This window comes from Bacillus cereus group sp. RP43 (assembly GCF_040459645.1).
Classification (GTDB): domain Bacteria; phylum Bacillota; class Bacilli; order Bacillales; family Bacillaceae_G; genus Bacillus_A; species Bacillus_A mycoides_C.
This window is the reverse complement of record NZ_JARVHQ010000001.1, coordinates 1154918-1181126: the sequence shown is the minus strand read 5'-3', so window position 1 is coordinate 1181126 and position 26209 is coordinate 1154918. Positions and strand designations below refer to the sequence as shown.

The window sequence follows — 26209 nt, the reverse complement described above, 5'->3', positions numbered from 1 at the left end:
CCCTTTCATACCGCTCTCTTAACGAGTGAAGCGTTTATACTCTCTTCTATTCGCTTCGTTATCAAACGCCTCCTCCGAAAACTTTCCACGTTATTCTCACACATTCTGACAAAAATTCTTTGCAGACATACAAAAAAGACCCCACTATTCTTACGCCCAAATAAAAAGGTTACGCGAACAACAGAAGTCATGCTTATAACATAGATTGTGAAAAGCTTTTCAGGTCAAGATTTTTTTCATTCTTATTATTTTCCCCTTATAATTAAGGAAAGAGGTGATACATATGGCCAATATAAAACAAATTGCAAAAACTGCTGGTGTATCTATATCAACTGTTTCTCGTGTTCTTAATAATCATCCATACGTAAAAGAAGAAAAGCGTAAGCGTGTTTTAGATGCAGTTGAAGAATTGAACTATGCAAAAAATATAAATGCTATCCATTTAATAAAGGGTAAAACATATACAATTGGCGTTATGCTACCTTTTATTAACCTTCCGTACTTTAGCACGATCATTGAAGGAATCGGAAATGAAGCGTTAGCAGCTGGATATCATATTAATTTATGCCAAACGAATTACGATAGTATTGAAGAAATTCGCGTTCTTGAAATGATGAAAATGAAGCAATTTGACGGGATGATTATTTGCTCTCGCACGAGTTCATGGGAACAAATTGAACCGTTCGCAAAATTTGCCCCTATTATTTCATGTGAAAAAATGAAACATCCCCTCATTTCATCTGTCTATGTAGATCATTACGAAGGATTCCGCCTTGGTACTTCCTATTTACTCAGTAAAGGTCATGAAAAAATCGGCATTTGTTTAGCAAGAAAAACAAGTGCTAATTCAATCGAGCGTGAAAAAGCTTTCGCCGATACTCTTCGTCAAGAAGGAAAAACAGTGCACCCTGATTGGGTTTTTCATCAATGTTATACGATGCAGGACGGGGCACAAGTACTCCATCGCATTTTAAATATGAAAAATCGCCCAACCGCTATTGTTACAGCGAACGATCAAGTTGCTGCTGGCTTATTAACAGAGGCAAAAAAACATGGCATTCGCATACCTGAAGACCTCGCTATACTGGGATTTGATAACCATGAAATTTCAAAAGCATTAGAAATTTCAACTATTGAACATCCTGGGCTCACAATGGGCTCACATGCTTTTTCTTTATTCCATAAACAAATTCAAAGCGAGCAAATTATCGGCAGCGCAGAAGAACTTTCATTCCATTTAATTGAGCGAGAAACAGTCTAAAAAAGAGCGTTAACTATAGCGCTCTTTTTTTATCCCTTCACCTATTGACTTTATATTTTTCATCTCATATAATTAACCTAACGAACGGTAGGTAGGGGATGAAAATGACAGCAAACCGCATTAAAGCTGTAGCACTTTCTCATTTCGCACGCTACGGCTATGAAGGAACTTCATTAGCAAATATTGCTCAAGAAGTTGGGATTAAAAAACCATCGATTTACGCACACTTTAAAGGAAAAGAAGAGCTATATTTTACATGCTTGGAATCCGCTCTTCAAAAAGATTTGCAAAGCTTCACAGACGATATCGAAAATTTTTCAAAATCGTCTACTGAAAAATTGCTCTTAAATTTGTTAAAAGGCTATGCAAAACGATTTGGTGAAAGTGAAGAATCAATGTTTTGGTTACGAACTTCTTATTTTCCGCCGGATGCATTTCGCGAACAAATTATTGATAAAGCGAATGTACACATTGAAAATGTCGGAAAACTTTTATTCCCTGTGTTTAAAAGAGCAAGCGAACAAGATGAACTGCATAACATTGAAGTAAAAGACGCTTTGGAGGCTTTTTTATGCTTACTTGACGGCCTTATGGTTGAACTACTATACGCAGGTTTAAATCGTTTTGAGACACGTTTAGAAGCTTCTTGGAAAGTATTTTGGCGCGGACTTTCAAACTGACGGATTGCTCCTTTGCAATGCGTCGTTTTTAAGCCCTTTACCTAACGACTGGTAGGAAGGAGAAATGACATATGGCATGGATTTATGTAATCATAGCTGGTATTATTGAAATCTTTTGGGTTATTGGACTTAAAAAAGCGGAGGCACCACTTGAGTGGGCTGGTGTTGCTCTATTAATTACAATTAGTTTCGTCTTATTATTTAGAGCTTATAAAGATTTACCTGTCGGTACTGTATATGCAGTCTTTACAGGAATTGGAGCTGGTGGAATCGTTCTTACCGAGATTTTCATCTTCGGAGAACCTTTCTCTATTGTAAAAGTATTATTAATCGGTTTAATCTTCTTCGGCGTAATTGGTTTAAAACGAGTAACAGAAGAAAAAGAATCGAAGGAGGCTGCATAAAATGGCTTGGGTATTTTTAATTCTAGCTGGTATTTGTGAAATTATTGGTGTACTCTTTATGAAAGTAGCCACTGAAAAGAAAGGCTGGGCACCAAAAGTTATTTTAATCGCTAACTTCGGCGTAAGCTTCTTCTTCTTATCCCTTGCAATGAATACATTACCGATGGGAACTGCTTACGCAATTTGGACTGGAATCGGAACTGCCGGAAGTGCACTTCTCGGTATTCTTATTTTCCGTGAATCAGCGGATTGGCGTCGCCTTGCCTTCTTAAGCTGCATTCTGTGCGGCGCTGTTGGCTTAAAATTATTAGGCTAACGTGAGGTGAATGTCATGTGGAAAGAAAAAGGAAAACAAATGTTAGCATGGATTACACTCGGGATCGTCATTCTATTACAAATAAGTTTTCATATAATAGAATGGTTGTTTCATAAAGTAATATCCATTCTTACATTCCTTCCTAACATGGCACTTGAAATTGCATCTATCGCTTGGTCAATTATTGCCTCCATTACAATCGTAATTATATGGAGTATTTCCAAGCTATGGAACAAGTTATTAAAAAAGGACAGTTCTTCTGAAAAAGAATAACTGTCCTTTTTTATATTCATTTAGATTTTCTATAGAAATTTGATACGATAAGACAAAGCAGACCAACTATGACAACACTTATACCAATCCCTTTATGCAAACTAGGAAATAGCGGCGGTATATCTGAATAAAAATTTGCTAATATGATACCAATTGAGGATAAAAGTACCCCTATTCTATATAACCATTTTCTTTTCATCATCATTCTCCCCTAAAATTTTTCATATCCTTCTTTCTTTTGGACATACTACCTAAAAAAGGAGTGGGTTATATGCAAAATTCTATACATAAGCAGATCCTATTTTTATTTTTCCTCTTTCTCATTTTCGTTATCGTTTTCAGCTTTATATTACATACTCCAAAAGATTTGCCGAATAACGTTTCTGTTTATAAACTGCTGCTTTCCTATTGTCATTATTGAAGAAGGTGCCTTTTATGAGGCACCTTTTAAAATTCTCTTTTTTCATATAGCTTAATCGAAGCGAAGACAGATGCTATGAACATGCATATTGAACTAACGAACAATAAGCTATTATATAGTTGAATTTGTTCCAGGTTGATTTGAAAGAACGTCTCTAAAATAACAATCGGTGCTATAAATATGAATATCGTAATAAAAACAGTTTTTTTATACCCTAGCCAAAATGATATCGGTAAAACAAAGCTTAAATATACTAAAATAAAGCTAATACTAGCAACCACTGTCGTTTCAATAAATTCAAATACATTAACTCCATTCTTCATTCCCATCGTGAAACAGCCAATCGTTACGCTTATGAAAAGAATAATAATTGCTACTATATACTTTGCAAATACAATTTCTTTTTTCAATATTGGTAAACTATTTAATATAACTTCACTCTCATTTTTACTATCCTCATTAAATGTTTTAACGGTTGCCATAACTGTAAAAATGACTGACATAATTACGAATAAATTTTTCGTATCTGTTAAAGCCATATAAAAGAAAATAGGATACAGTATGTACCAAATTAAAAATTTCCATTGGACGATGAAGTCTTTTAAAATTAGTTGTTTCAACAACATTCCCCTCCCCTCACAAATCACGCTCATTATACAAATTAATTGAGAGTAACATAGACATGATATATAAAAGAAGCAGTCCTGCTATGAAACAAATATTTATGAATATACTAGTGTTCCAATCATTTTCTACACTTAACCATACGTTACTTACAATCAGTCCACTTAAATACCCAAATGCAATTCCGATAAAAGGAGCAATTTGTTTTGCACTGCTATATCCTACTGAAAATTCAATCGGGAGCACAATTATGCTATAAACAAAACCACCTGTTATTCCTCCGAGAATCGCTCCCCATAGAATAAATACAGTTGTATTTTCGTTTTGCAACTGGATTAAACTAACGGCAAATGGGAAAATCCCACCTAAAGCAACTAAAATACTTACAAATATGTATTTCGCTATGACAATTTCTTTACGCTGCAACGGTAAACTATTTATTATCATTTCACTTTTATTTTTATCCTCATAACTCATTGACAGCATCATTCCAAGAACAGGTATAAACATGCTAAATGTCATCAGAAAACTATCACTACGAAAATCAACAATAGCAAGGAAAAACAAGCATATAAGATAAGCAAACCCTAACTTTCTTTGCAACATCATATCTTTTAAGACTAGTTGCTTGATCATATATTACACCTCCTAGTATGAAAAGAGCCTTTTCTACAAATCACGTGCTTCATAAATTTTAATTGTAAGAAACATAGAAGCGATATAAATACTAACTAATGTAATGAATCCAATTATAAATACACCAATATGTAGAGGATTCATAATCCACTCAAGAAATGAAGGTGTTGTTTCATTGAGCCAATCACTAATAAATATCCAAAGTATCCCCCCAACTATTATTGAAGCAGCTGCTATTATACTTATTACCGCCTTCGATTTTGTAACATAATAAATAGGGAAAAAGGTGACCATCCAAAATACGGCGTAAACAATTCCATTTATTACTTCATACCATGAAATCTCAATATAAAGTTTAGGATAGTATGCACCGATATCACCAATAACAGCGATACCTCTTATAAGAAAAACAACTAGCATAGTGGAAACCATGCCCCCTACAATGAATATTGCACAGGAAATATATCTAGCAATTATGATATCCTTTCTACTTAACGGTAAACTATTCATAATAATGTCACTTGTATTTCGTTCATCTATTACGACTAATATCATAACTGCGGAAAGAGTTATAAATAAACAACTCATAGGAAACAGCATTCCATCACCGGGTTCAAACAAAAAGAATACAAAGGGTATAGTAAGATACACTGGCCATATCCCCCGAAAAAAGAACAAATCTTTATATACGAGCTGACGCATAGGCACCTCTCCCTTTCGCGGTATAAACGATAATATCATCTAATGTAGGCTTTTCTATTACAACCTCATTTCCAAACCAATCGATAATTGCTTGTTTATCCTCTGCTAAACCTTCGAAACCAAATTTATTTTTTCGTAATCCAACAAATAGCTCTTTTCCTTCTCGGTCTAATAAATCATTGCTTCCCTTTACGATTACGTAGTTCTCCATTAATTCATCTTTCTCACCAGTAAATATAATTTCTCCGTCATTGATAAACGTAATGTAATCTGCGATGCGTTCTAGGTCTGTTGTAATGTGCGTTGAAAATAAGACAGACACTTCATCCTCCATCACAATTTCCTGCAGCATATCAAGCAATTCACTTCGAACAACTGGGTCTAATCCTGCTGTGGGTTCATCCATAATAATAAATTCCGCATGGTGTGAAAGTGCGATTGCAATCGCAAATTTCATTTTCATCCCTTTGGATAACGCTTTAATCTTTTTATACTTTGGAACTTGTAATCTCTGCATATACGATTGATACTGCTTTTCGTCCCACTTTTTATATAACGGTGCAATAATCCGTTTCATTTGCTCACACGTTAAATCTTCGTAATAATGATTTTCATCATATACAAAACCAATATTTTGTTTTATTTCCTTTTCGGCTTTCTTATTGTCCTTACCAAAAATTTTTATATCACCGCTCTCTTTTCTGATTAAATTCATAATCATTTTGATCGTCGTACTTTTCCCAGCTCCATTCGGTCCGATAAATCCCATAATATATCCACGTGGCAATGTAAAACTTACATTTTCCACTGAGAAATCTTGATAAGTTTTACAAACGTTTTTTAGCTCTAACATCTCTTATTCCCCCTCATATAAACACGCAATCATCTGTTGCAACTCTTCAAGTGAAAGCTGCAACACTTTACTTTCATTCACAATCTCTTCCACTTTACTTTCCAATAGACGTAGCCGCTGTTCTTTTAATAGTTCATTATTTTTACGTGAAACATAAGTCCCCTTCCCAGCAACAGTTTCTATATATCCTTCTTTTTCAAGCTCCTCGTATGCACGCTTCGTTGTAATTACACTAATTTGTAATTCCTTCGCTAAACTACGAATAGACGGTAATTGATCTCCACCCTTTAAACCACCATTTAAAATAAGCTGGCTTAATTGTTTCCTTATTTGCACATAAATAGGGTCTTGGGAAGAATTCGAAATAATAATATTCATGTTTTCCTCCAGTGTGTATATACTGTATATATATTATATATACAGTATATACACACCATCCTATTTTTGGCAAGAAAAAAAGACCAACATTTTCCTGTTGGTCTTTCGTATATGTATCACTTTTCAAAGCGATCTAACATTTCGTCTCTCATTCCGAAACTAACAACCGCAATTCCTACATACATAAAAAGAAGGAATGCTGGATGAACTGTATTGTACCAGCTACTATCAACAATTAAATAAATCGTTAACGCCACAACAAGAACAAACGCTAAAATAAACATATAAAAGTGTCTTGTATTATCCATGATAAACTCCTCTCTTCTCTCTTCACCATTCAACAGTATATTGTATCGAATAATTCGATATGACTCAAGGTTAACTTTCTGTTATGTAATCAAGTTCCACCTTTACAATGTCCTCACACGCTATTGAAATGATTGTTCCTTGTTTATCAATCGCTGTCACTTCTCTATTATCCATTACACGGTGCGCTACTCTTTCTAACACTTTTCCTTGGTCTCTGTAACAAAATTCTTTTACATCTTTAATTGTTTCTCCATTTTCTAAATGGTATACCATTCTATAACATCGATATCCCACGCTTCCACCCCCGCCTTGCTCGTTTTTTCACATATACATAAAAATGAGTAATTTCTACCTCATCACATCTTCTTAATTTCAATAAAATTCTAACAAAAATAAATACTTTTATCAAACCGACTTTTTCAACAAAACCACCTATAAAACCGCATCTTTACAGCAATATGAAACAAAAAATATAAATTTTTAACATTTTTTTCATTCTAGCTGCACCAATGTTGCAAAAAAAAAGAACCCGCATATAGCGAGTTCTTTTTATTCCAATCACACTTGTACAGGTGCTAGCTTTTCATAACGTAAAACTGGTTTACGAGCAGCCAATGTTTCATCCAAACGTTTTATTACCGTTGTATGTGGTGCTTCTTGTACAACTTCTGGATTTTCTTCTACCTCTTTAGCAATTTGAATCATCTTATCAATGAAACCATCTAATGTTTCTTTTGATTCTGTTTCTGTTGGCTCAATCATAATACATTCTTCCACATTTAATGGGAAGTAAATTGTTGGTGGATGGTAACCAAAATCAAGCAGACGTTTTGCAATATCTAATGTACGTACACCAAGTTTCTTTTGACGACGACCTGATAATACAAATTCATGCTTGCAATGCCTATCGAACGGAAGATCATAGAATGGTGCTAATCTTCTCATCATATAGTTCGCATTTAATACAGCATACTCAGTTACTGCACGTAGTCCATCTGGACCCATAGAACGAATATATGTGTATGCACGAACGTTAATTCCGAAGTTACCATAGAATGGTTTCACACGCCCAATTGCTTCTGGACGATCATAGTTGAAGTGATAGCCATTTTCCGTTTTCTCTAAAATCGGTTTTGGTAAGTACGGAATTAAATCAGCTTTCACACCTACTGGACCAGAACCTGGACCACCGCCGCCATGCGGACCTGTAAATGTTTTATGAAGGTTTAAATGTACAACGTCAAATCCCATATCTCCTGGGCGCGCTTGGCTTAATACCGCATTTAAGTTTGCACCATCATAGTATAATTTACCGCCTGCGTTATGGACGATTTCTGCCATTTCTAAAATATTTTCTTCGAATAGGCCTAATGTATTTGGATTTGTTAACATAAGTGCTGCTGTTTCTTCGTTTACAACACGTTTTAAATCATCTAAGTCAACAAGACCATGTTCATTTGATTTCACCGTAATTGTTTCAAAACCAGCTACTGTTGCAGACGCCGGGTTTGTTCCGTGAGCAGAATCAGGAACAATTACTTTCGTACGGTTAAAGTCACCATTTGCTTCATGGTATGCACGAATCAACATTAAACCTGTCCATTCTCCATGTGCACCAGCTGCTGGTTGTAAGGTAACAGTATCCATACCTGTAATTTCAATTAAATGTTCTTGTAAGTCGTACATTAATTCCATTGCACCTTGCACTGTTTTTTCATCTTGAAGTGGATGAATATTTGCAAAGCCTGCGAAGCGAGCTACGTTTTCATTAATTTTCGGATTATATTTCATCGTACAAGATCCAAGTGGATAGAATCCAGAATCAACGCCGTGGTTACGGTTTGAAAGCGCTGTGTAATGGCGCATAATATCAAGTTCAGATACTTCTGGAAGCTCTGCATCTTCAACGCGAATATAATCGCTCTCAAATACATCTTCTAATTTTACTTCTTCTACATCTAGTTTGGGTAAGCTATATCCTACGCGTCCTTCTTTAGTCACTTCAAAAATAAGTGCTTGGTCTTGGTTCTTCATTGGATAGCCCCCATTTCGTTTACAAGTGTGTCAATTTCCTCTTTTGTACGAAGCTCTGTTACTGCTACAAGCATATGGTTTTCATGCTCTTTATAATCACGGCCTAGGTCGTAACCACCGATAATATTCTTTTGTATTAATACATCATTTATTTCTTTAACTGGACGTTTACAATCTACAACAAATTCATTGAAGAATGGTCCAGCGAACGTTACAGTGAAGCCTTTCGCTTCAAATTGACGTTTTGCATATTGTGCTTTAGAAATATTTTGACGTGCCATTTCTTTCACACCTTGTTTTCCAAGTGCCGTCATTGCAACTGATGCTGCTAATGCATTTAAAGCTTGGTTTGAACAAATGTTAGACGTCGCTTTATCACGGCGAATATGCTGTTCACGTGCTTGTAACGTTAATACAAACCCACGTTTACCATCTGAATCTACAGTTTGTCCGACAAGACGTCCTGGAATTTTACGCATAAATGCTTTCGTTGTTGCAAAGTAACCACAATGAGGTCCACCAAACTGCGTTGGGATACCAAATGGCTGTGCATCACCGATTACAATATCAGCACCAAATTTTCCTGGCGGTGTTAATGCGCCTAATGATAATGGATTTGAAGAAACGATAAACAATGATTTTTGTTGATGAACGATTTTTTCGATATCAGCTAACTTTTCAACTTGTCCGAAGAAGTTTGGATATTGAACGATTACGCAAGCAACTGTATCATCTACTTCACTTTGTAATACGTCTAAATCTGTTACACCGTCTTTATGATCAATTTCAACAACTTCAAGATGTTGACCTTTTGCATATGTTTCAAGTACCGCTCTTGATTCTGGATGAACTGCCTTAGATACAAGAATTTTCTTTTTGCGTGTATGACCAGCTGCTAACATTGCCGCTTCAGCTAAAGCTGTACCTCCGTCATACATAGAAGAGTTTGCTACATCCATTCCTGTTAATTCACAAATCATTGTTTGGAACTCAAAAATTGCTTGTAATTCTCCTTGTGAAATTTCTGGTTGGTATGGTGTGTAAGCTGTATAAAATTCTGAACGAGAAATAACATGATCAACAATTACTGGAGCATAATGATCGTATACACCTGCTCCTAAGAAAGAAGCATATTCTTTTAAGTTCGCATTTTTGCTAGCCATTTGAGATAGCTCTTTTAAAAGCTCTGGCTCTGATTTTGCTTCTTTAATTTTTAAATCCCCTTTAAAACGAACACTCTCTGGAATATCAGAGAATAACTCATCAATCGTTTGAACGCCGATTGTTTGTAACATTTCTTTTTTGTCTTCTTCTGTCATTGGAAGATAACGATGCAACATGAAATCTACCCCTCTCCCCGTTACTTTGAACGTTTATAAAATGGTGTTGGAACAACTACTGCTTTGACGCGTTTATTACGAATTTCAATTTCTACTTCTGTATCAACTGCTGCGTATTTTACATCAATTAGTGCTAAACCAATGCTTTTCTTTAACGTTGGAGATTGTGTACCACTCGTTACTTCCCCGATTTTTTCTTCTCCTATAAATACAGGGTAATGCGTACGAGGAATACCGCGTTCGATTACTTCGATGCCGACTAATTTACGAGATGCACCGTTTTCTTTTTGCTCTTTTAACGTTTCTTTTCCAAAGAAATCTACTTCTTTATTTGGTTTTACCGCAAAGCCAATTCCCGCTTCAATCGGTGTAATATCTTTTGATAACTCTTGTCCGTATAACGGAAGTGTTGCTTCGAAGCGAAGTGTATCACGAGCACCTAAGCCACATGGTTTTAACCCCTCTTCTGCTCCCACTTCAAGAAGTTTCTCCCAAAGTTTTGCTGCATCTTCACTCTTACAGTAAATTTCGAATCCATCTTCACCTGTGTAACCTGTACGAGATACAAGTGCAGGAATTCCATCTACAAGAATATTATTTTTAAATTTAAAGAACTTAATTTCTTTCAAATCTTCTGACACAACTTTTTGTAAAATGCCTTCTGCTTTTGGTCCTTGAATTGCAAGCTGCGCAACTTCACTAGAAACATTGACTACTTTCGCATCGCCAATTACATGGCTAGCTAACCATTCGTAATCTTTCTCGATATTTGATGCATTGATTACTAATAAATAGTCTTCTTCACCACGTTTGTAGATTAATAAATCATCTACTGTGCCACCATTTTCATAGCACATAGCTGTATATTGTGCGCCCCCTACCTTTAAGGTAGATACGTCATTTGTAACAACACGTTGTAAAAATGCTAAACTATCTACACCTTTTACCTCTACTTCTCCCATATGAGATACATCGAACAAACCTGCTCCTGTACGTACAGCTTCATGTTCCTCTTTAATGCTTGAAAATTGAACTGGTAATTCCCAACCACCGAAGTCGACTGTTTTCCCACCATACTTCGCGTATACATCAAATAACGGTGTACGTTGTAATGTAATCATGCTCTTTCCCCCTTATGCTCTGACAAATCAATAAAAGTTGCTTCCCATATCTAAACATTTTCATTCTGAAAATATAGGATATACGGAATCTCAGTATATTTTTTTATGAAAGCGTAAATAAAAAATTGCTTTCTTGGATAAAATACGAAAGATTCCACACATTTCACACCATTATCCTAACATCATTCGCTATATTTCATCAATATTCTAGCATAAAAAATAATTTAGAATTTTTTATTCTTAATCATATTAAATACAACTTTTAAGATTTAGACCTTTATCGCTGTCTATTCTTTAACTTTTAGTAATTGTGATAGCGCCTTATTACAAGGCTTATAATAAAGATTTTTTTAATAATCACTTTAGTTTATAAAAGGTGGGAGAGTCTTAATGAATGTCGATATTTCCGTAGATCGAACATGGCAAAACAATTTTTTAAAAAGAATTGATGAAGATGGTCCTTGGACAAATTGGGATTTATATCATTTAGCTTATAAAACAGAGAAATCGTTACTCGTCCCTACTTTTGATGGATTGCAAGCACCGAAACATTTATCACATTTCACGCCGCTTCCACATCAATTAGAGGTCGCTCAAAATGTCATTGAACAAATGAATGGTAAAGCGATTCTAGCAGACGAAGTCGGACTTGGAAAAACGATTGAAGCTGGACTTATTTTAAAAGAATATATGGTTCGAGGACTTGTAAAAAAGGTACTCATTCTCGTTCCAGCTTCTCTCGTATCTCAGTGGGCGTATGAACTAAACACAAAATTTTTTATTCCTGCGGTCGCTCAAAAGAAAAGTTATTCTTGGGAACAAGCTGATGTCATCGTTTCATCAATCGATACTGCGAAACGTTCACCGCATCGCGATATCGTTTTAAACCTAGAGTATGACCTTATTATTATCGATGAAGCACATAAACTAAAAAATAATAAAACAAAAAACTATGAATTTGCACAGCGATTAAAAAAGAAGTTTTGTTTATTACTAACTGCAACTCCTGTTCAAAATAAAATTGATGAAATCTTCAACCTCGTTTCTTTATTAAAACCAGGTCATTTAGGCAATCAATCTAATTTTGAAGAATATTACGCTTCCAAAAATCGTTCCACTGAATCCGATGAAGATTTAAAAGCTCTTATCAATAAAGTAATGGTTCGAAATAGACGCAATAACACTGGCATTGATTGGCCGAAAAGGCATGTACGAACAATCTTCGTTGAATTTAATGAAGAAGAACAAGCTTTGTATAATGAAATTGAAAATTGGCGTGGACAAGATGCCGTCACATCTGCTTTCTCATCCTTAACTTTAAAACGGGAAGCATGTAGTAGTCGTGAAGCTGTTTACTATTCATTAAAAAAACATGTAGAAAAAAGGCAGAAAGAAAATGAGCATTACATAAAGGACCCACATATTGATGTGCTGATGGATAAAATTAATTATATTCCGTTTAACTCCAAAGCAAATAAAGCACTAGAGCTTATAAAAGAAATTGACGATAAAGTCATTATCTTCACTGAATATAGAGCTTCACAAATGTATTTACAATGGTTCTTACAACAACATGGCATTTCCTCTGTACCATTTCGCGGTGGATTTAAGCGCGGGAAAAAAGATTGGATGAAGGAGCTTTTCCAAAATCGTGCCCAAGTATTAATTGCGACCGAAGCTGGTGGTGAAGGAATTAACTTACAATTTTGTAGCCATATGATTAATTACGACTTACCGTGGAATCCAATGCGACTCGAGCAAAGGATTGGACGTATTCACCGTCTTGGACAAAAAAATGATGTTCATATTTATAACTTAGCAACAAAGCACACTGTTGAAGAGCACATTTTAAAACTACTATATGAAAAAATTAATTTATTTGAACGTGTAATCGGTGAACTCGATGAAATTTTAACGAGAATCAACATGAAAAATATTGATGCGCATATTCAAGAAATTTTCGCGCAGTCAAAAAGCGAAGGTGAAATTCGAATCAAGATGGAAAATTTAACATCTATTATCGATTTTGCGAAGCGCAATGAAGCAGAGGTGCAGGACTATGCAGCAAAATGAAATTCATAATTACTTATACAACTTTTTTGAGGCGAATAACTGTGAAATTTTAGAGCGTTCCCCTCACCTATTAGACGTGCAGTTAACAATTGAAATGGATAAGTTATTAATGAACCGCCCTTTCTATTGGCACTATCTTGAAAAAACAGGAGGCGTTCCGAACCCGATGCGCCTTACTCTTATTACAAATCCGGAAAACGAAGAAAACGACGGTGAACTTATTCATTACGGTTCACCACGTTTGCATCAAATATTTGAAACGACAAAAGAACTAGGCTCATACATACGTTTATATGAGGAAGTGAAACATAGCGGGGCAACTCATACCCCCCTTCATCCTTGGCTTGGTGTAAATATAAAAGTATCTTATCAATGCGACCGAAAAAAAGACATACTTCATTCCATCGGTATTCATCTTATTTCCGGGACAATGATTGCAAACTTTCATGACACTTTAGCAGAGATCAAACTCACACCGAAAATACCTGATTTTTGTTTTACGCTCTCACCTATCATTAAGCCACAAAGTGGCTTACAACGTATAGAGGATGCTTTAAAAAGTATAATCGCTGAAGATGACCACACGTGGGCAAAAGAAGCGAGAGTGCGTTGGAATCACGATTTAGACCTTTTAAATCGATTTTACGAAGATAGCGATGAACTTCCAGAAAGCTATGAAATTGAAAAGCAAGCATTACAAGAACAATACGAACCACGTATTACAATACAAATTATAAACGGTGGTCTCTTTTATGTTACCGCAAATCATTTTCTATCTTAAAGAAAGCTCCTTCAACTGTTGAAGGAGCTTTCTTTAAGATGTTTTTCCATCCTATTCTCTATCGTCATTACGCTCTTGTTGTTTTTTCTCTGTCATACGTTTTTGATTTGCACGGTCCTTCGCGCTTACATGATTTGCATCAGTTGGAAGATTTTTTTTTGAACGACCAATTCCATTGCTCATCTTTTCCCCTCCTTTTTACACACTTCAAAATGCACCTTTATTTTCAGCTAAAAGCACAATCCTTATACAAAAAAAATAAGAGCAGCCAGTAGCTGCTCTTACTCATTCACGTATTTTTGAAACATATCATGGATGCCTTGATTTACGAGGTTCGAGATCTGTTCGTCAGATTTATTCGGATAACGATCACGCAATCTGATAGATGCCTTCACCATTAAATTTTCTAATACAGAACGGCCACCTTCTCCATAAATAATTTCAGCATACTTAACAAGTCTTCCATCCTCTAATGTTGCTGGATTATGATTGAAGAAAAATTTACTCATTGTCTCCACCTCTCTCTTTGATAACGTTTACATTTATATAGATTATTTATGTTATTTATTTCACAATATTGTATGCATGTATATTTAATTAGTTTCATTATAAAGCAACATATCAATAGTAAATATGTGATTTTCCGTCCATTTTGTGAACAAAGCAAAAAATGAAAGCGTTTCCTTTATTATATACTAAAAAAACTTACTACGCTAGGGGCAATTTCTTAATCTATTAAACATCTACTTTTCTTTTTTTTCATTAACCTTATACAATTTTCAGAAATTATATTATAAAATATATGTATGACTTAAGGAGGCCATGTATGAATCAAAATAAAAAAGCTATATTAGATCTTGTCTTTTATCTCGTATTCCCGTTCCTCATTTGGAAATTTGCAAAACCTTATATCGATCCTTATTACGCAATGTTAATTTCCTCTGTTCCGGGGATTATTTATACACTGTATACCTTTAAAAAAGAAAAACAGTTTAACGTTACAGGGTTCTTTATTTTAATTACACTTATTTCTAATACAGCGGTAGACTTAATATCTGGATCAGCGGAACGAATGCTATGGAATGATGCATATTATCATATCGTACTTGGCTGCATCGTTATATGTACAATCTTTATGAAAAAACCAATTATGTTATATTTCGCAGCGGATATCGCAGCGCTGCAAGGCCATGACCGCGATAAAAGTCGCGAGCTTTACCGGGATAGTCGCATATATCCAGCACTGCAATATTTAACACTATTTTTCGGTCTTCAATTTATATTAAAAAGCTTCTTGAAAATCTATTTCATCTCTGTTTTCGGTGTAGATGGATATGGTGAAATGAGAGCTATTATGACCGCTGTTGGCTGGGGGATTTCTATTTGTATCGGAATTGGATTTGTATGGGTAAACAATAAAATACATGCAGTTACTGAGGAAAAAGAATCCGTGCAGTAAATAACAATCCCCTAGTATATGATGCTACTAGGGGATTGTTATTTTGCTAGACATATTACGGACCAGTTAGCTTGATTTTTTTCTTTTATTTTTTACATTTCGATAAAACAAGGCAGCGCTCAGCGGCATAACACCAAACCATTTATTTAAGAATGGCTCTTTCTCTGCACGACGTTGTTGTTTCTGTTGTTTTCGATCCTCTTTTGGAGCATCCATATATGACACAAATTGCTGTGTCACAAAGCGTACATAATCATTAGTAGACATATTATCATCACCTCTACTTGATTAGTATGTCCACTTTTTTATTCATTAATCTTTTGCTTTAATTCATTCATAATTTGCTTTACCGACTTATTTGTCGTATCGATATGAATATCAGCCTCTTCATAATAAGCTCGGCGCGATTCAAATTTCGTTACAAATGCATCTATATCTTTCTTCTGAAATAGTGGACGTGTCGTATCTTCACGAAGCCTTTCTGCAATTACATGTGGATCACAATATAAATACACAACAGTTCCATTTTCCTTCATCCACTTTCGATTTTCCTCTCGTTCAATAATCCCTCCACCAGTTGTAATAATTACATTCTGAATCGATAGTGAACGTAACATCTCACTTTCATATTCGCGAAAAGCCCTTTCGCCTTCTTCTGCAAAAATATGCCGAATCGCTTTCTCTTTCTGCTCTTCGATTTTTTGATCTGTATCTACAACTTCCATATGGAGTTCTTTACTTAACGCTTTTCCAATTGTTGTTTTCCCAGCTCCCATATAACCGGTTATATATATAGATTTCATTTTCATTCCTCTCAATCATACGTTATTATTTGTTATTATAACGAAAGATGTTACTTTATTTAATAAAAAAAACGTTTTGTTCTTCTTGTGCTATGAAGAACAAAACGTAACATACTCGCTATTTTCTCGCAATCAAACAAGTTGGCTCACTTTTACCTGTAAGTACCTCTTCTCACCCACTGCGTCGCAACCCATTTCTCGCCTTTCGTAACAGGTGCCCCTCCATGTAAAGTAAGCTCATTTAATGATTGATCCTGATAAAAATACTCAAAGTATACTGCCATTCCCTTTCTAGGGTGTACAGAAAGATTTAATTTCGGAAAGAATGTTTCCCCGCCTTCTTCTACATCATTTAAGTACATCACAAGAGTACTTATACGATTATTACCAGCTGATCTACTATGTTCTGCAAAATAATCATAGTGCGCCTTATATTCTTGATCCACTTCATAATTTAAAATGTGCAATCCTTCTCCATGCGCCACAGGAACATTTGTGATAGATGAAATTCGTTTTTCAATCTTCGAAGTTAGTTCATTTTCTTCTAAAAATGCACCGCTACTCGTTCGAATATCATTTACATTACGTGATGAACCAATTTTAGAACGCTTCATTTTACTTTTAGACAATTCAATTAATTCATCACATTCTTCATCACTTAATACATTTGCTAATACGACAATAAGAGGTTCTTCGAATTTTGAAATAATTTGTATTTCCCTATCCTCTGTCATAATCGTATTTCCTTTATGATCAAAAATAGTTTGTTCCTTATTTTCACCTATTTGATTGTTGTTTGTCATTTCCTTATCTCCCTAGAAAAAAATGATTGGATAGCATGAATATATCATATTCTTTCTACCTTTCTCTTTTTTGAGAAAATTTAAACTTTTGATCGTCGTTTTTATCCCTTTTCTCAAAGAAATTGACTCTCAACACAATGGAAATTAACGCTTCTCCCTCGCGTATTTCACACATTATCCTTCTACCCAATCAAATATTTTATTATCCCTTTTCCTATAGCGAAAGCTCACTGTATAGAAACCTCTCTGTTTTGTAACACATTGCAACGAAATACTAATACCATCATTTTCAAAGACATACTTTCCACTCACTTCTCCTCTTTCATACTGAAATAAAAAACATCCTCTTTTTCTTTTTGTTGTAAGTCTCTTTTGATATCTGAAATAGCTCGATCAATAAGTTCCTCCATGAAAAAACTTTGTTCTATTTCAGAATAAAATTTTTTATCCGAAAGTAACATATTCGTTTCGTACATCAAAAAAGAAATGAATAAAATAAGAAAAATAATTGTTCCTGGCATTGCAAATCCATCTTGTTTTCTCATGTTTCTATCTCAATTTCACTATAGCGCCCAGCCACGCCTTCATATATTTCACCACTTATATCTTTCACATATATATATAGCAAATGAGGTGTTAATTTATACGAAATCGCCTCAATCCTTTGTAATATAAATTCCCTTCCGCGCATATTTACTTTTCTTATTAAATTACTATTCACTTTTTCATACGTCACCTGATCACCATTGCGAAGTTGGAAGCGCAAAATATTCCCACCATTTTCTAGTGCTATCTTCCTCCCACTTGATACTTCACGAAACTCTAATTGCATTTGTCCTAAAAACACATCCCACTCCCAGTCATTTAATCCTTTTGAACGTGTATTTTCTATCCCCATAATATGAAGACGCGGTAAAAGTAAAAAGAACATTGATAAAAGCAACAAACATGCAATCATTTCTATTAATGTAAATCCCGCTTCTTTTTTATTTTTCCTTTGCATAAAGGCATTGCTCCATCATTTTTCCTCTCATATCTTTCCACATCGTACAAACTTCATCTCCTCTCCAATATGTGTAATATACAATTCCTTTTATGACTTGCTCTTTTACTCGCTTTTCCTCATTCTCATACATAAATACGGCCGCTTCTTTTTTTAATAATAGTAATGCTTTATAGCTCATGTTTATATTTTTTCTTTCCTGCATAATTAATAATGTTTGCGGGAGTAATAACGATACCGCCACCATTATTAAACTTAACGCTACAACCATTTCAACCATTACTGATCCTTTTTGACACTTCACGATACGTAAACCTCCCCCTTCCAAGCTGAAATACAATCTCATATTTATACCCTTGATAGGAAAGTAAAATCGTACCACCTCTATTAATATTTCCGCTCGGATTATATGTCATTGGATTTGGAAAGGTATGCAAATCAAATTGGATATCTTTATTGTATTCTCTCTTAACAATTAAAAAATCCGTCTCTGATTCCGAAATATAATACATCTGTTTCCCTTTAAACCAGCGTAACGTGTAATGTTTTTGACGCTTAATTGCCAACTGCTGCATATACAAAATATCATTTGAAAACTGTTTTAAAAACTGCTCAACTCTTTGTTTTTCATGTAATGAAGTAACGTTAAAATGCGTAACAACACTCAGTACAGAAATAACAAATAAGACAAGTAACATTTCTAAAAGAGTAAAACCTTTTTGCTTCACGATTTCCCTGCTGATACCGTGCCATCATCAGAAATATGGATTGGTTTACCTTTCGGACATTCATCAACAGCAATATATTTTTTAGTTTTTAATTCCTCGATTGTAGGTATTTTATTATTTTCGAGTTGATATGCCTGTATTTGTGCTTCTACAGATTTCACGTAGGCTTCACACCCTTTTTCCTGCACCGAGGCTCGCTGCTTAACTACATTTGGAATAATTAATAGTAATAATACAGTTATGACAACCATAACTAACAACATTTCTAAAAGAGTAAAACCTTCTTCATTCTGCATGTAAATGCCCCCTAAATAGAATTCATCATTTGAAACATCGGCATAATCATCGCTAAATACATCAGAATGACTATAACCCCAAGACATGTAAATAAAATAGGTTGAATCACAAATAACATACGTTTAATTTTTTGTTCTACCTTTTCAATAATGAGCTCACTGTAATCACCAAGCTCATTTGCTAAATTACCGTTTGCTTGTCCATGCGTAATGATATAAGAAAGTTCTTTCTCGTAATAACCGCTTTTATCAATAATAGATTGTAACGGTTCTCCTGCAATTAATTGCCGCTCAATTCGGACTGCTTCATACTGAAAGAACGGATGATACTTTTGCTTCATCATTATTGTTAATGCTTCGTGTACTGACAATCCACCGTGTAATAAACCACTTAATTGAGCGGAAAAATAGTGCGAATGATTTAAAATAAGAAATGTTTTCATAAGGGGAATACGGATCATGATCTTTACCTTTTGAGTAGGCGGAAGTTTTCGGAAATAAAATATATATAAACTAAAGCCCGTTATAACGATAAGAAAAATGATATAAATGAAGTAAGGTAATAATTTAATTGCAACTAAAATTTGCTCCGTAAGTGGTGGTGCTGTGGAATGTAAAGAACTATACATCATTTCAAACTGAGGCAATAAAATGAGGTTAAAAACAGAAAGCATAATCATTAAAAAGAACGATAAAAACATAGGATATCGCATTACTTTCATCATATCTTTCCTATATTTATCCTTCTTGTAAAGAAGTACACTCCCTTGTTGCAAAGCAAAAGAAATGTCACCGTGTCGCTCTGCATAAAACAAATAACTTAACACCTCAGGGTGAAACATTAATTGGTGAAAAGAAGCGTGCAAACTTTGTCCATTTTTCAATCCCTCGATCATACGCCATAACTGTAATTTCTTCCCTAATGGTAGTTGCAACTGCAAAAATTCTAACGCCTGCAAAAGTGAGTAACCTTTCTCTAATAAATCACTTAATCTTTTCCATAATAATGCTTGATCACTTAAACTCCATTTTCTCTTAAACATATACATCTTCTTCTAAAAAGCCTAAAGCATACCCTTTTCGAACCGATGCTTCCAAAGTTTCATAGTTATACGTAACATGTTCTCCATTTGCTTCTTTAATCGCTTGTTTTAATTCATATCCATATAACAGTTCATAAATACTTGCCTGTCTCACTTGCCTCATTGATTTACATAAAGTTGAACACTTGCCTTTGCAAAATGGGCATTTCAATTCGAAGAGTCGCTGAGCAGCTACAGCTAATAATGATTGTTCAATTTCTTGCCTTGTAATACCATAATCCATAAATCGTAGTATCGCTCCTTTCGCATCATTTGTATGCAAGGTTGTCATTACTAAATGTCCCGTCAAACTGGCCCTTACAGCTACTTTTGCTGTTTCTTCATCACGAATTTCGCCAACTAAAATAATATCTGGATCGTGACGCAAAATAGCCTTTAATCCCGTTTTATATGTGATACCAGCTTTTTCATTTATTTGAATTTGTAATAAACCGTCTTTTCTTCTCTCAACTGGATCTTCCAGTGTAATGATGCGACGTGTTTGCCATTTTCTAGCTACTTCTAATAACGCATACATTGTTGTTGTTTTTCCAGAACCAGTCGGCCCAGTAAATACGAGTAATCCATGCGAATGCTTTAAAAAAGAGAGTAATTTTTCCGCTGAACTTGGAAATAACGAAAGATGAGACAATGGCTGAGCAGATGCTTGTAAATGGAGGCGAATAACGAGACTTTCTTGATATACTGTTGGAAGTGTTGAAAGGCGTAAATACACTTCTTGTCCATCAATTTGTAAGTACAACGAACCATTTTGAGGTTTTCTCCTCTCTCCTATATCCATTGATGCTAAAAATTTAAAGTGCGAAACAAGCTTTTCTCCAAATTCCTTTTCAATACACCGTTTCATAATTAAATCTTTTCCTATACGTAATTGAATCGCCATATCCTTCTGCCTGGGCACAATATGTAAGTCCGATGCTTGCACCCCACAAGCTTCTTTCATAATCATATTTGCAAAAAGCTCGACACTATTCATCAAATTTCCCTCCTCACCATGTATATATCATGAAAAACTGCAAAACAAAAATTAGCAATTTTTTATTTTCACTAAGAGGAAAAGGGAAAATATGTTTGTGAAATTATGAACAATTTCCGAATTATTGTCTGAAATTACCTATACAGAAGTTTATCTGTATTATAATGTTAATATCTTGGATAAAGTGATAAAGGTGGAGATCCTCATGGAACAAGCTTTAAAAATTACAGGTGTATTATCTGATCCTACTCGTTATTATATTTATAAATATATTTCGCAAAAACATAATTACGTAACTGTACAAGAAATTGCAGATGAGTTTAACATTCATCCAAACGTGGCGCGTTTACATTTATCTAAATTAGAAGATGTTAATATGCTCAAATCAGAAACAAAAAAAACTGGGAAAGGTGGAAGACCAAGCAGACTATACGTCTTGTCTCAAGATGTCATCCAGTTACAATTTCCATTTCGTGATTATCAATTATTAGCGAAGATAGCATTTAATTCACTCCTAAGCTTAGGTAGCGCTGGTGAAAAAGCGCTATATGAAACAGGGAAACAATTCGGCAAAGAATTAATGCAACAACATATGCATCGCTTAAATGTAAGTGCAGAAGCATTAACGATAGAACAAAAAATGCAAATCGCAAAAGAAGCATTCTCAACAGCTGGTTTATCTCCTGCTTTTGAAATAAGTACGGATGGTACAAAGATTTTCTATGATGTACACAATTGCCCATTTAAAGAAGTTGCTGCGCATCATCCCACTGAAATTTGTAATATGCACGGAGATATGATGAAGGGAATTTTTGAAATCCTATTCCCGAACGTGGAATTAACACGAAACGATAGTCTACTAGATGGATGCAAATCTTGTAACTATAAAGTGAAACTTTAATCAGTGGGGGGTTTGTTCTTCCCCTACTGATTATTAGCCTTCACCAATCGGGCGTTTACGGGCAGCCCGACTCCCACCTAACCTCTTTGTTCAGGCCGAATTTTGAGGTGGGAGTTTTACTGCCCGCAAATAGCGGGATAAAGTTCAAATTTAATTTTTCAATTAAGAAGAAGTCAATATTATAATTGGCTTCTTCCTTTTATATGAATGAATATTTACAATAGTTAGAAAAATAAACTATAATGAAAAGAGGTTTTACTTTTTTAGAAAAGGAGGGAGATGGCATGGAGCGCATGTTTCGCGTTCTCGGCTTTTGGACTGGAATTTTCTCGGTTATGTTTTACGTAGGGGATATGCATTCGACCGCACTACTATTTTTAGGACAAACAGGATTCTTCGTACTTTTAAGTTATTTAAAATTAACAGAGCGTATGTATATATACGTATTCGGGGCGTATCTAACCGTTTTCTTCATCGGATTTACATGGTACACAACATTTTTACTTGTCCCTGGGGCTGGACATTAAAAGATGGCATTTTGCCATCTTTTTTTAATTCCGTAATTTCCTAGTTGACTTATAGGTTTTATTATCTTATATTCTATATAACAGATTGGAATTAGGGGGAATCAACATGAATACACTGCTTGTCGGAATTAACGTTGCAGTCATGCTCATTTTAGTTGGCGTATTATATTATATGCAACGTAAGCATGTATCTTTTAATAAACGTGTATTTACTGCTTTAGGAGTCGGAATTATATTCGGTCTTATATTACAATTTATTTATGAGCCTACTTCTAAAGTAATTATTGAATCAAATACCTGGTTTGGCTTAATTGGTAACGGTTATGTGAAATTACTTCAAATGATCGTTATGCCACTTATTTTAGTATCTATTATTTCAGCATTTACAAAATTACAATTAACGAAAAACCTTGGTAAAATTAGTGGTCTTATTATCGGAATTCTAATTCTTACTACAGGAATTGCTGCAGCTGTCGGTATAGCTGCAAGCGCGGGATTTGATGTATCAGCAACAGGCTTACAACAAGGTGATGCAGAATCTGCTCGTCTGAAGCTAGTTGAAGAAAGATTTACTTCTATCGAAAAAACAACTATTCCAGACAAATTGTTAGAGCTGTTGCCTACAAATCCGTTTCTTGATTTAACAGGCGCTCGTCCAACATCAACAATTTCTGTTGTAATATTTGCCGCATTTATCGGTATTGCCTTTATAGGTGTAAAACGAAAATATCCAGAACAAGCAGAGCTATTTAAGAAGATGCTTGATGCGGTATATGCAATCGTAATGCGTATGGTAACGTTAATTTTACGTCTTACTCCATACGGCGTATTAGCTCTTATGGCAAAAACAGTTGCTGGTAGCGATATAAATGCTATTTTAAAACTTGGTAACTTCGTTTTAGCATCTTACGTAGCACTTATCGTAATGTTTATCATTCACTTATTATTAATCGCGCTATCTGGTTTAAATCCAATTCAATATTTGAAAAAAGTGTTCCCGGTATTAACATTTGCATTCACATCTCGATCTAGTGCTGGTGCAATGCCATTAAATATTGAAGCACAAAAAGAAAAACTTGGTATTTCTGAAGGAATCGCTAACTTCGCTGCATCCTTTGGGGTATCTATCGGTCAAAACGGTTGCGCAGGTATTTATCCAGCAATGCTTGCTATGATGGTCGCTCCAACTGTAGGAATCGATCCATTACAACCACAATTCATTTTAACTTTAATCGCTGTCGTTGCTATTAGTTCATTCGGTGTTGCCGGCGTTGGTGGCGGTGCAACATTCGCAGCATTAATCGTATTATCTACAATGAACTTACCAATCGGTATTGTCGCTCTAGTTATCTCAGTTGAGCCATTAATCGATATGGGTCGTACAGCTCTTAACGTAAGTGGTTCTATGACAGCAGGTCTTATTTCTAGTAAATGGCTTGGTGAATTAGATCATGATACGTACAATCAAGATGATGTAAAAACTGGTGAGATTGCTTCATAATAAGAAAAAGACGCTAACATAAAACTGTTAGCGTCTTTTTTTACATCTCATCTTGAAAAGTATCACTCCAGGCATTCTTCTAGTTTCTCTTTTAACTCCTCCTCAATCTCTTAATAAGAATCATCAACAAGTTCTCCTACTTTCTTACTCCCCCAAATTCTTGATTGAGTTAGCATTCCTAAAAGGATATTTTCGCATTTCCAAATTGGAATGCTATAAAAGTCAATCATCTCACCTTCTTCATCTACTATCGCCATAGAAACTGATGAATAATACCCCGTTTCAAAGGGATCCTCTTTTTCTCTTTCGAATCCAATGTCTAATTCCATACTTGTCTCAATATATAAATGCGCATACTCTCTAAAAAGTTTAAGTGATATTCGCTCTATCTCCTTTTCCATACATTGAATTTTCTCTTTCAATTTCAATGTGAAATCTCGTTCTTTATACTTCATTTCCGTCTCCTTACGCATAGAAAAAGAGAATACAATAACATATTCTCTTTTCTCAAATATATTTCATTATCTCACAGCCCGTCCCTTTCACAAATAACCATTCTGCTCGCACCATGTATGAAATTGTCCTACGTCTACTCCAACTAACACGATATCCTTTAGCTCTACATCAATACTTTGTTCTCCAATTACAATAGCAAAGTTGGTTTCTAATTGTTTTTCATTTTTCTTTACAGTTCCAATTCTGTTCCGATGCGGCCCATCTTTTATATATGCTTTTTGTCCTACAATATCAAAGTTCAAGATTCTCACCTCTTTTACTGCGCTCAAATTGGAAATACAATCTCCACCTCGGAAAATTTCCTTTCATTGCACTATTTCTCTATATATATGACGAAACAATAAAAGAGTCCTTCCTTCTTTACAATTATTTTTTCTTTGTTTCATTTTTATGATTGAAACGTAAAGTTTATAATAAAATACACTTGGAAGCGCTTTCCGTGTAATTTTTTATGTTATAATATAAAAGTAGAACTTCGTAAAGAGGGTTAAAAAATGAATACAAAAATGATTAACAAAGTAATTGAAGCATTAAAAGTATATGGCTTTCAGGATGTATCATTCTGTGAAGAAACGAAGCAATTTTTATTTCATAACGAAACCGATATTATGAGCGGCTATGCAGAAATAACATATAGTAGTCAATTCGAAAAATTTAACGTACAAATTCATCCAATTGAAACGCATCACCAAGCAGAGTTACAAGAGGTTGAAAGACATATACAAGCTTGCATACGAAAAGTAGAGTATTTAAATGCACTTCTTACTGGACAAACAAAGCTAGATGATAAAATTATTATTATGTAAAAAAAAGAACGTGAAGCTATCACGTTCTTTTTTTTTAAACACCCATCTTTTCTTTTAAATGCAAACCTGTTACAGACTCTAATACATCCATTGTTTCTTCAAGCTTCATATCAAAAATTGTCTTCTCTTCTATATATGGAAACTGTCTAAAACGCTTTTCTAACATTTTCACCGCATCCGATGTGAAATTTGCGCTATCAATGCCAAATTCTGTTTCAAGAAGCACGATCCAATCTAACACATGAAAACCTAATCCATTTACGAATGAAATAAGTTTTTCTTCTGGCTGTGAAGATAAGAATACGTTTCGCTCCATCTCACTAAAAAGTTCTTCTCCTAAAATTCCTGCTAACTCATCATCATGTTCGCGTTCAATAATCTCTTCATAACCGTAATCATCAACAAGCTCTTCTACTTCTTCACCATCCGCAAAAAGCAATTGACTAAGAATTGCATCTTTCTTGAATTCACTGTTTTGTACAACTTCTAAAAAATTCGTTTCCCAACCATTTTCTAATTTCATATGTATAACTCCTTTATATACTTTACTTATAATCACTGTGCCCAAAAGATCCCTTTTA

37 protein-coding genes and 2 pseudogenes are annotated in these 26209 nt (G+C 34.7%); 13 read left to right on the top strand and 26 right to left on the bottom strand.

Annotated features, from left to right (window positions below; translation table 11 throughout):
• Positions 1–283: 283 nt before the first annotated feature.
• The 5 genes from QCI75_RS06180 to QCI75_RS06160 all read left to right on the top strand — a co-directional run bounded on the left by QCI75_RS06180 (position 284) and on the right by QCI75_RS06160 (position 2934).
• Positions 284–1261 carry a LacI family DNA-binding transcriptional regulator gene (locus QCI75_RS06180; protein WP_353760084.1) on the top strand — a complete coding sequence of 326 codons (978 nt, stop codon included), beginning with the start codon at positions 284–286 and terminating at the stop codon, positions 1259–1261.
• A 98-nt stretch (positions 1262–1359) separates the two neighbouring features.
• Entirely contained in the window at positions 1360–1941 is a 582-nt protein-coding gene (locus QCI75_RS06175) for a TetR/AcrR family transcriptional regulator (RefSeq protein WP_353760083.1), read from the top strand.
• Positions 1942–2012: 71 nt separating this feature from the next.
• Positions 2013–2345, top strand: a complete 333-nt coding sequence (locus tag QCI75_RS06170) for a DMT family transporter (protein ID WP_002111782.1) — start codon at positions 2013–2015, stop codon at positions 2343–2345.
• Position 2346: 1 nt separating this feature from the next.
• Entirely contained in the window at positions 2347–2661 is a 315-nt protein-coding gene (locus tag QCI75_RS06165; protein WP_002111784.1) for a DMT family transporter, read from the top strand.
• Between the two features lie 15 nt (positions 2662–2676).
• Positions 2677–2934 carry a DUF3975 family protein gene (locus QCI75_RS06160; RefSeq protein WP_353760082.1) on the top strand — a complete coding sequence of 86 codons (258 nt, stop codon included), beginning with the start codon at positions 2677–2679 and terminating at the stop codon, positions 2932–2934.
• 16 nt (positions 2935–2950) lie between these two features.
• Here the strand turns inward: QCI75_RS06160 and QCI75_RS06155 are convergent, their stop codons facing one another.
• The 11 genes from QCI75_RS06155 to gcvT all read right to left on the bottom strand — a co-directional run bounded on the left by QCI75_RS06155 (position 2951) and on the right by gcvT (position 11352).
• Positions 2951–3136: a hypothetical protein gene (locus tag QCI75_RS06155; protein ID WP_353760081.1), complete on the bottom strand. Its 186-nt coding sequence runs from the start codon at positions 3134–3136 to the stop codon at positions 2951–2953.
• A 245-nt stretch (positions 3137–3381) separates the two neighbouring features.
• Positions 3382–3978 (bottom strand): ABC-2 transporter permease, encoded by a 597-nt coding sequence (locus QCI75_RS06150; protein WP_353760080.1) that lies wholly within the window; start codon positions 3976–3978, stop codon positions 3382–3384.
• A 13-nt stretch (positions 3979–3991) separates the two neighbouring features.
• Positions 3992–4615 (bottom strand): ABC-2 transporter permease, encoded by a 624-nt coding sequence (locus QCI75_RS06145; RefSeq protein ID WP_353760079.1) that lies wholly within the window; start codon positions 4613–4615, stop codon positions 3992–3994.
• A gap of 33 nt (positions 4616–4648) precedes the next feature.
• Positions 4649–5317 (bottom strand): ABC-2 transporter permease, encoded by a 669-nt coding sequence (locus QCI75_RS06140; protein ID WP_353760078.1) that lies wholly within the window; start codon positions 5315–5317, stop codon positions 4649–4651.
• The gene (locus QCI75_RS06135; protein ID WP_353760077.1) at positions 5298–6170 is read right to left on the bottom strand and encodes an ABC transporter ATP-binding protein; all 873 of its coding nucleotides are present in this window, start codon (positions 6168–6170) and stop codon (positions 5298–5300) included. The genes QCI75_RS06140 and QCI75_RS06135 overlap by 20 nt, the downstream gene beginning before the upstream one ends.
• Before the next feature lie 3 nt (positions 6171–6173).
• A complete protein-coding gene (locus tag QCI75_RS06130; RefSeq protein WP_002160500.1) occupies positions 6174–6548 on the bottom strand; it encodes a GntR family transcriptional regulator in 375 nt (124 codons plus the stop codon).
• A 116-nt stretch (positions 6549–6664) separates the two neighbouring features.
• On the bottom strand, positions 6665–6856 hold the full coding sequence (locus QCI75_RS06125; protein WP_002160499.1) for a hypothetical protein: 192 nt from the start codon (positions 6854–6856) through the stop codon (positions 6665–6667).
• A 70-nt stretch (positions 6857–6926) separates the two neighbouring features.
• Positions 6927–7130, bottom strand: a complete 204-nt coding sequence (locus QCI75_RS06120; RefSeq protein ID WP_000262495.1) for a DUF3929 family protein — start codon at positions 7128–7130, stop codon at positions 6927–6929.
• A 285-nt stretch (positions 7131–7415) separates the two neighbouring features.
• Complete coding sequence (gene gcvPB / locus QCI75_RS06115; protein ID WP_002122485.1) at positions 7416–8891, bottom strand: aminomethyl-transferring glycine dehydrogenase subunit 2; 1476 nt, start codon at positions 8889–8891, stop codon at positions 7416–7418.
• The gene (gene gcvPA / locus QCI75_RS06110; RefSeq protein ID WP_016106146.1) at positions 8888–10231 is read right to left on the bottom strand and encodes an aminomethyl-transferring glycine dehydrogenase subunit 1; all 1344 of its coding nucleotides are present in this window, start codon (positions 10229–10231) and stop codon (positions 8888–8890) included. The genes gcvPB and gcvPA overlap by 4 nt, the downstream gene beginning before the upstream one ends.
• 20 nt (positions 10232–10251) lie before the next feature.
• Entirely contained in the window at positions 10252–11352 is a 1101-nt protein-coding gene (gene gcvT / locus QCI75_RS06105) for a glycine cleavage system aminomethyltransferase GcvT (protein WP_353760076.1), read from the bottom strand.
• A 390-nt stretch (positions 11353–11742) separates the two neighbouring features.
• Between gcvT and QCI75_RS06100 the strand changes: the two genes are divergently transcribed.
• Together QCI75_RS06100 and QCI75_RS06095 are read left to right on the top strand one after the other, a co-directional pair.
• On the top strand, positions 11743–13425 hold the full coding sequence (locus QCI75_RS06100; protein WP_353760075.1) for a DEAD/DEAH box helicase: 1683 nt from the start codon (positions 11743–11745) through the stop codon (positions 13423–13425).
• On the top strand, positions 13412–14206 hold the full coding sequence (locus QCI75_RS06095) for a YqhG family protein (protein ID WP_002088611.1): 795 nt from the start codon (positions 13412–13414) through the stop codon (positions 14204–14206). Before QCI75_RS06100 ends, QCI75_RS06095 begins: the two co-directional genes overlap by 14 nt.
• Before the next feature lie 51 nt (positions 14207–14257).
• Here QCI75_RS06095 and QCI75_RS06090 read toward each other — a convergent pair whose 3' ends face one another.
• Entirely contained in the window at positions 14258–14389 is a 132-nt protein-coding gene (locus tag QCI75_RS06090) for a hypothetical protein (protein WP_353760074.1), read from the bottom strand.
• Positions 14390–14487: 98 nt separating this feature from the next.
• The gene (locus QCI75_RS06085) at positions 14488–14715 is read right to left on the bottom strand and encodes a hypothetical protein (RefSeq protein WP_000032698.1); all 228 of its coding nucleotides are present in this window, start codon (positions 14713–14715) and stop codon (positions 14488–14490) included.
• Between the two features lie 72 nt (positions 14716–14787).
• On the opposite strand from QCI75_RS06085, the pseudogene QCI75_RS06080 reads away from it, so the two are divergent.
• A pseudogene (locus tag QCI75_RS06080) lies at positions 14788–14905 on the top strand (GTP pyrophosphokinase).
• Between the two features lie 127 nt (positions 14906–15032).
• Complete coding sequence (locus tag QCI75_RS06075; RefSeq protein ID WP_144504887.1) at positions 15033–15665, top strand: VC0807 family protein; 633 nt, start codon at positions 15033–15035, stop codon at positions 15663–15665.
• 66 nt (positions 15666–15731) lie between these two features.
• On the opposite strand, the gene QCI75_RS06070 is transcribed toward QCI75_RS06075, so the two are convergent.
• The 10 genes and pseudogenes from QCI75_RS06070 to comGA all read right to left on the bottom strand — a co-directional run bounded on the left by QCI75_RS06070 (position 15732) and on the right by comGA (position 21377).
• On the bottom strand, positions 15732–15932 hold the full coding sequence (locus QCI75_RS06070; protein ID WP_002015009.1) for a YqzE family protein: 201 nt from the start codon (positions 15930–15932) through the stop codon (positions 15732–15734).
• 38 nt (positions 15933–15970) lie between these two features.
• A complete protein-coding gene (locus tag QCI75_RS06065) occupies positions 15971–16468 on the bottom strand; it encodes a shikimate kinase (RefSeq protein ID WP_144504886.1) in 498 nt (165 codons plus the stop codon).
• A gap of 152 nt (positions 16469–16620) precedes the next feature.
• Entirely contained in the window at positions 16621–17271 is a 651-nt protein-coding gene (locus tag QCI75_RS06060) for a 2OG-Fe(II) oxygenase (RefSeq protein WP_353760073.1), read from the bottom strand.
• Positions 17272–17445: 174 nt separating this feature from the next.
• Positions 17446–17816, bottom strand: a pseudogene (comGG, locus tag QCI75_RS06055) (competence type IV pilus minor pilin ComGG).
• Entirely contained in the window at positions 17813–18274 is a 462-nt protein-coding gene (comGF, locus tag QCI75_RS06050; protein ID WP_144504880.1) for a competence type IV pilus minor pilin ComGF, read from the bottom strand. Before comGF ends, comGG begins: the two are co-directional and overlap by 4 nt.
• Positions 18258–18554 carry a type II secretion system protein gene (locus tag QCI75_RS06045; RefSeq protein WP_144504951.1) on the bottom strand — a complete coding sequence of 99 codons (297 nt, stop codon included), beginning with the start codon at positions 18552–18554 and terminating at the stop codon, positions 18258–18260. The genes comGF and QCI75_RS06045 overlap by 17 nt, the downstream gene beginning before the upstream one ends.
• The gene (comGD, locus tag QCI75_RS06040; RefSeq protein ID WP_144504878.1) at positions 18547–19002 is read right to left on the bottom strand and encodes a competence type IV pilus minor pilin ComGD; all 456 of its coding nucleotides are present in this window, start codon (positions 19000–19002) and stop codon (positions 18547–18549) included. The genes QCI75_RS06045 and comGD overlap by 8 nt, the downstream gene beginning before the upstream one ends.
• Positions 18999–19298, bottom strand: a complete 300-nt coding sequence (gene comGC, locus QCI75_RS06035; protein WP_144504876.1) for a competence type IV pilus major pilin ComGC — start codon at positions 19296–19298, stop codon at positions 18999–19001. The genes comGD and comGC overlap by 4 nt, the downstream gene beginning before the upstream one ends.
• A gap of 11 nt (positions 19299–19309) precedes the next feature.
• Positions 19310–20347 (bottom strand): competence type IV pilus assembly protein ComGB, encoded by a 1038-nt coding sequence (comGB, locus tag QCI75_RS06030; RefSeq protein WP_353760072.1) that lies wholly within the window; start codon positions 20345–20347, stop codon positions 19310–19312.
• Positions 20334–21377 carry a competence type IV pilus ATPase ComGA gene (comGA, locus tag QCI75_RS06025; protein WP_353760071.1) on the bottom strand — a complete coding sequence of 348 codons (1044 nt, stop codon included), beginning with the start codon at positions 21375–21377 and terminating at the stop codon, positions 20334–20336. The genes comGB and comGA overlap by 14 nt, the downstream gene beginning before the upstream one ends.
• A 205-nt stretch (positions 21378–21582) precedes the next feature.
• On the opposite strand from comGA, the gene QCI75_RS06020 reads away from it, so the two are divergent.
• The 3 genes from QCI75_RS06020 (at position 21583) to QCI75_RS06010 (ending at position 24306) form a co-directional block, all read left to right on the top strand.
• Complete coding sequence (locus QCI75_RS06020) at positions 21583–22278, top strand: helix-turn-helix transcriptional regulator (RefSeq protein WP_353760070.1); 696 nt, start codon at positions 21583–21585, stop codon at positions 22276–22278.
• Positions 22279–22562: 284 nt separating this feature from the next.
• Positions 22563–22805, top strand: a complete 243-nt coding sequence (locus tag QCI75_RS06015) for a DUF2626 domain-containing protein (RefSeq protein ID WP_002015110.1) — start codon at positions 22563–22565, stop codon at positions 22803–22805.
• Between the two features lie 106 nt (positions 22806–22911).
• A complete protein-coding gene (locus QCI75_RS06010) occupies positions 22912–24306 on the top strand; it encodes an L-cystine transporter (protein WP_001094337.1) in 1395 nt (464 codons plus the stop codon).
• 110 nt (positions 24307–24416) lie between these two features.
• Here the strand turns inward: QCI75_RS06010 and QCI75_RS06005 are convergent, their stop codons facing one another.
• Both QCI75_RS06005 and QCI75_RS06000 read right to left on the bottom strand, forming a co-directional pair.
• Entirely contained in the window at positions 24417–24761 is a 345-nt protein-coding gene (locus QCI75_RS06005; protein ID WP_144507440.1) for a hypothetical protein, read from the bottom strand.
• Positions 24762–24848: 87 nt separating this feature from the next.
• The gene (locus tag QCI75_RS06000) at positions 24849–25064 is read right to left on the bottom strand and encodes a DUF3912 family protein (protein WP_144507438.1); all 216 of its coding nucleotides are present in this window, start codon (positions 25062–25064) and stop codon (positions 24849–24851) included.
• A gap of 252 nt (positions 25065–25316) precedes the next feature.
• Between QCI75_RS06000 and QCI75_RS05995 the strand changes: the two genes are divergently transcribed.
• Positions 25317–25628: a hypothetical protein gene (locus QCI75_RS05995; protein ID WP_098777139.1), complete on the top strand. Its 312-nt coding sequence runs from the start codon at positions 25317–25319 to the stop codon at positions 25626–25628.
• A 34-nt stretch (positions 25629–25662) separates the two neighbouring features.
• Here QCI75_RS05995 and QCI75_RS05990 read toward each other — a convergent pair whose 3' ends face one another.
• The gene (locus QCI75_RS05990; RefSeq protein WP_144507436.1) at positions 25663–26151 is read right to left on the bottom strand and encodes a hypothetical protein; all 489 of its coding nucleotides are present in this window, start codon (positions 26149–26151) and stop codon (positions 25663–25665) included.
• Positions 26152–26209: the final 58 nt, after the last annotated feature.

Excerpts from the sequence above, each read along its gene's own strand:
- QCI75_RS06135 (WP_353760077.1), bottom strand. The coding sequence starts at position 6,170 with ATGTTAGAGCTAAAAAACGTTTGTAAAACTTATCAAGATTTCTCAGTG.
- comGB (WP_353760072.1), bottom strand. The coding sequence starts at position 20,347 with ATGTATATGTTTAAGAGAAAATGGAGTTTAAGTGATCAAGCATTATTA.
- QCI75_RS06075 (WP_144504887.1), top strand. The coding sequence starts at position 15,033 with ATGAATCAAAATAAAAAAGCTATATTAGATCTTGTCTTTTATCTCGTA.
- QCI75_RS06065 (WP_144504886.1), bottom strand. The coding sequence starts at position 16,468 with ATGAAATCTATATATATAACCGGTTATATGGGAGCTGGGAAAACAACA.
- QCI75_RS06145 (WP_353760079.1), bottom strand. The coding sequence starts at position 4,615 with ATGATCAAGCAACTAGTCTTAAAAGATATGATGTTGCAAAGAAAGTTA.
- QCI75_RS06175 (WP_353760083.1), top strand. The coding sequence starts at position 1,360 with ATGAAAATGACAGCAAACCGCATTAAAGCTGTAGCACTTTCTCATTTC.
- QCI75_RS06045 (WP_144504951.1), bottom strand. The coding sequence starts at position 18,554 with ATGGTTGAAATGGTTGTAGCGTTAAGTTTAATAATGGTGGCGGTATCG.
- QCI75_RS06155 (WP_353760081.1), bottom strand. The coding sequence starts at position 3,136 with ATGATGAAAAGAAAATGGTTATATAGAATAGGGGTACTTTTATCCTCA.
- QCI75_RS06125 (WP_002160499.1), bottom strand. The coding sequence starts at position 6,856 with ATGGATAATACAAGACACTTTTATATGTTTATTTTAGCGTTTGTTCTT.
- comGA (WP_353760071.1), bottom strand. The coding sequence starts at position 21,377 with ATGAATAGTGTCGAGCTTTTTGCAAATATGATTATGAAAGAAGCTTGT.
- QCI75_RS06090 (WP_353760074.1), bottom strand. The coding sequence starts at position 14,389 with ATGAGCAATGGAATTGGTCGTTCAAAAAAAAATCTTCCAACTGATGCA.
- QCI75_RS06070 (WP_002015009.1), bottom strand. The coding sequence starts at position 15,932 with ATGTCTACTAATGATTATGTACGCTTTGTGACACAGCAATTTGTGTCA.
- QCI75_RS06130 (WP_002160500.1), bottom strand. The coding sequence starts at position 6,548 with ATGAATATTATTATTTCGAATTCTTCCCAAGACCCTATTTATGTGCAA.
- gcvPB (WP_002122485.1), bottom strand. The coding sequence starts at position 8,891 with ATGAAGAACCAAGACCAAGCACTTATTTTTGAAGTGACTAAAGAAGGA.
- QCI75_RS06085 (WP_000032698.1), bottom strand. The coding sequence starts at position 14,715 with ATGAGTAAATTTTTCTTCAATCATAATCCAGCAACATTAGAGGATGGA.
- QCI75_RS06005 (WP_144507440.1), bottom strand. The coding sequence starts at position 24,761 with ATGAAGTATAAAGAACGAGATTTCACATTGAAATTGAAAGAGAAAATT.
- comGC (WP_144504876.1), bottom strand. The coding sequence starts at position 19,298 with ATGCAGAATGAAGAAGGTTTTACTCTTTTAGAAATGTTGTTAGTTATG.
- QCI75_RS06165 (WP_002111784.1), top strand. The coding sequence starts at position 2,347 with ATGGCTTGGGTATTTTTAATTCTAGCTGGTATTTGTGAAATTATTGGT.
- QCI75_RS06015 (WP_002015110.1), top strand. The coding sequence starts at position 22,563 with ATGGAGCGCATGTTTCGCGTTCTCGGCTTTTGGACTGGAATTTTCTCG.
- QCI75_RS06180 (WP_353760084.1), top strand. The coding sequence starts at position 284 with ATGGCCAATATAAAACAAATTGCAAAAACTGCTGGTGTATCTATATCA.
- QCI75_RS05995 (WP_098777139.1), top strand. The coding sequence starts at position 25,317 with ATGAATACAAAAATGATTAACAAAGTAATTGAAGCATTAAAAGTATAT.
- QCI75_RS06060 (WP_353760073.1), bottom strand. The coding sequence starts at position 17,271 with ATGACAAACAACAATCAAATAGGTGAAAATAAGGAACAAACTATTTTT.
- QCI75_RS06010 (WP_001094337.1), top strand. The coding sequence starts at position 22,912 with ATGAATACACTGCTTGTCGGAATTAACGTTGCAGTCATGCTCATTTTA.
- gcvT (WP_353760076.1), bottom strand. The coding sequence starts at position 11,352 with ATGATTACATTACAACGTACACCGTTATTTGATGTATACGCGAAGTAT.
- QCI75_RS06020 (WP_353760070.1), top strand. The coding sequence starts at position 21,583 with ATGGAACAAGCTTTAAAAATTACAGGTGTATTATCTGATCCTACTCGT.
- QCI75_RS06140 (WP_353760078.1), bottom strand. The coding sequence starts at position 5,317 with ATGCGTCAGCTCGTATATAAAGATTTGTTCTTTTTTCGGGGGATATGG.
- QCI75_RS06160 (WP_353760082.1), top strand. The coding sequence starts at position 2,677 with ATGTGGAAAGAAAAAGGAAAACAAATGTTAGCATGGATTACACTCGGG.
- QCI75_RS06095 (WP_002088611.1), top strand. The coding sequence starts at position 13,412 with ATGCAGCAAAATGAAATTCATAATTACTTATACAACTTTTTTGAGGCG.
- QCI75_RS06100 (WP_353760075.1), top strand. The coding sequence starts at position 11,743 with ATGAATGTCGATATTTCCGTAGATCGAACATGGCAAAACAATTTTTTA.
- QCI75_RS06170 (WP_002111782.1), top strand. The coding sequence starts at position 2,013 with ATGGCATGGATTTATGTAATCATAGCTGGTATTATTGAAATCTTTTGG.
- gcvPA (WP_016106146.1), bottom strand. The coding sequence starts at position 10,231 with ATGTTGCATCGTTATCTTCCAATGACAGAAGAAGACAAAAAAGAAATG.
- QCI75_RS06120 (WP_000262495.1), bottom strand. The coding sequence starts at position 7,130 with ATGGTATACCATTTAGAAAATGGAGAAACAATTAAAGATGTAAAAGAA.
- comGF (WP_144504880.1), bottom strand. The coding sequence starts at position 18,274 with ATGCAAAGGAAAAATAAAAAAGAAGCGGGATTTACATTAATAGAAATG.
- QCI75_RS05990 (WP_144507436.1), bottom strand. The coding sequence starts at position 26,151 with ATGAAATTAGAAAATGGTTGGGAAACGAATTTTTTAGAAGTTGTACAA.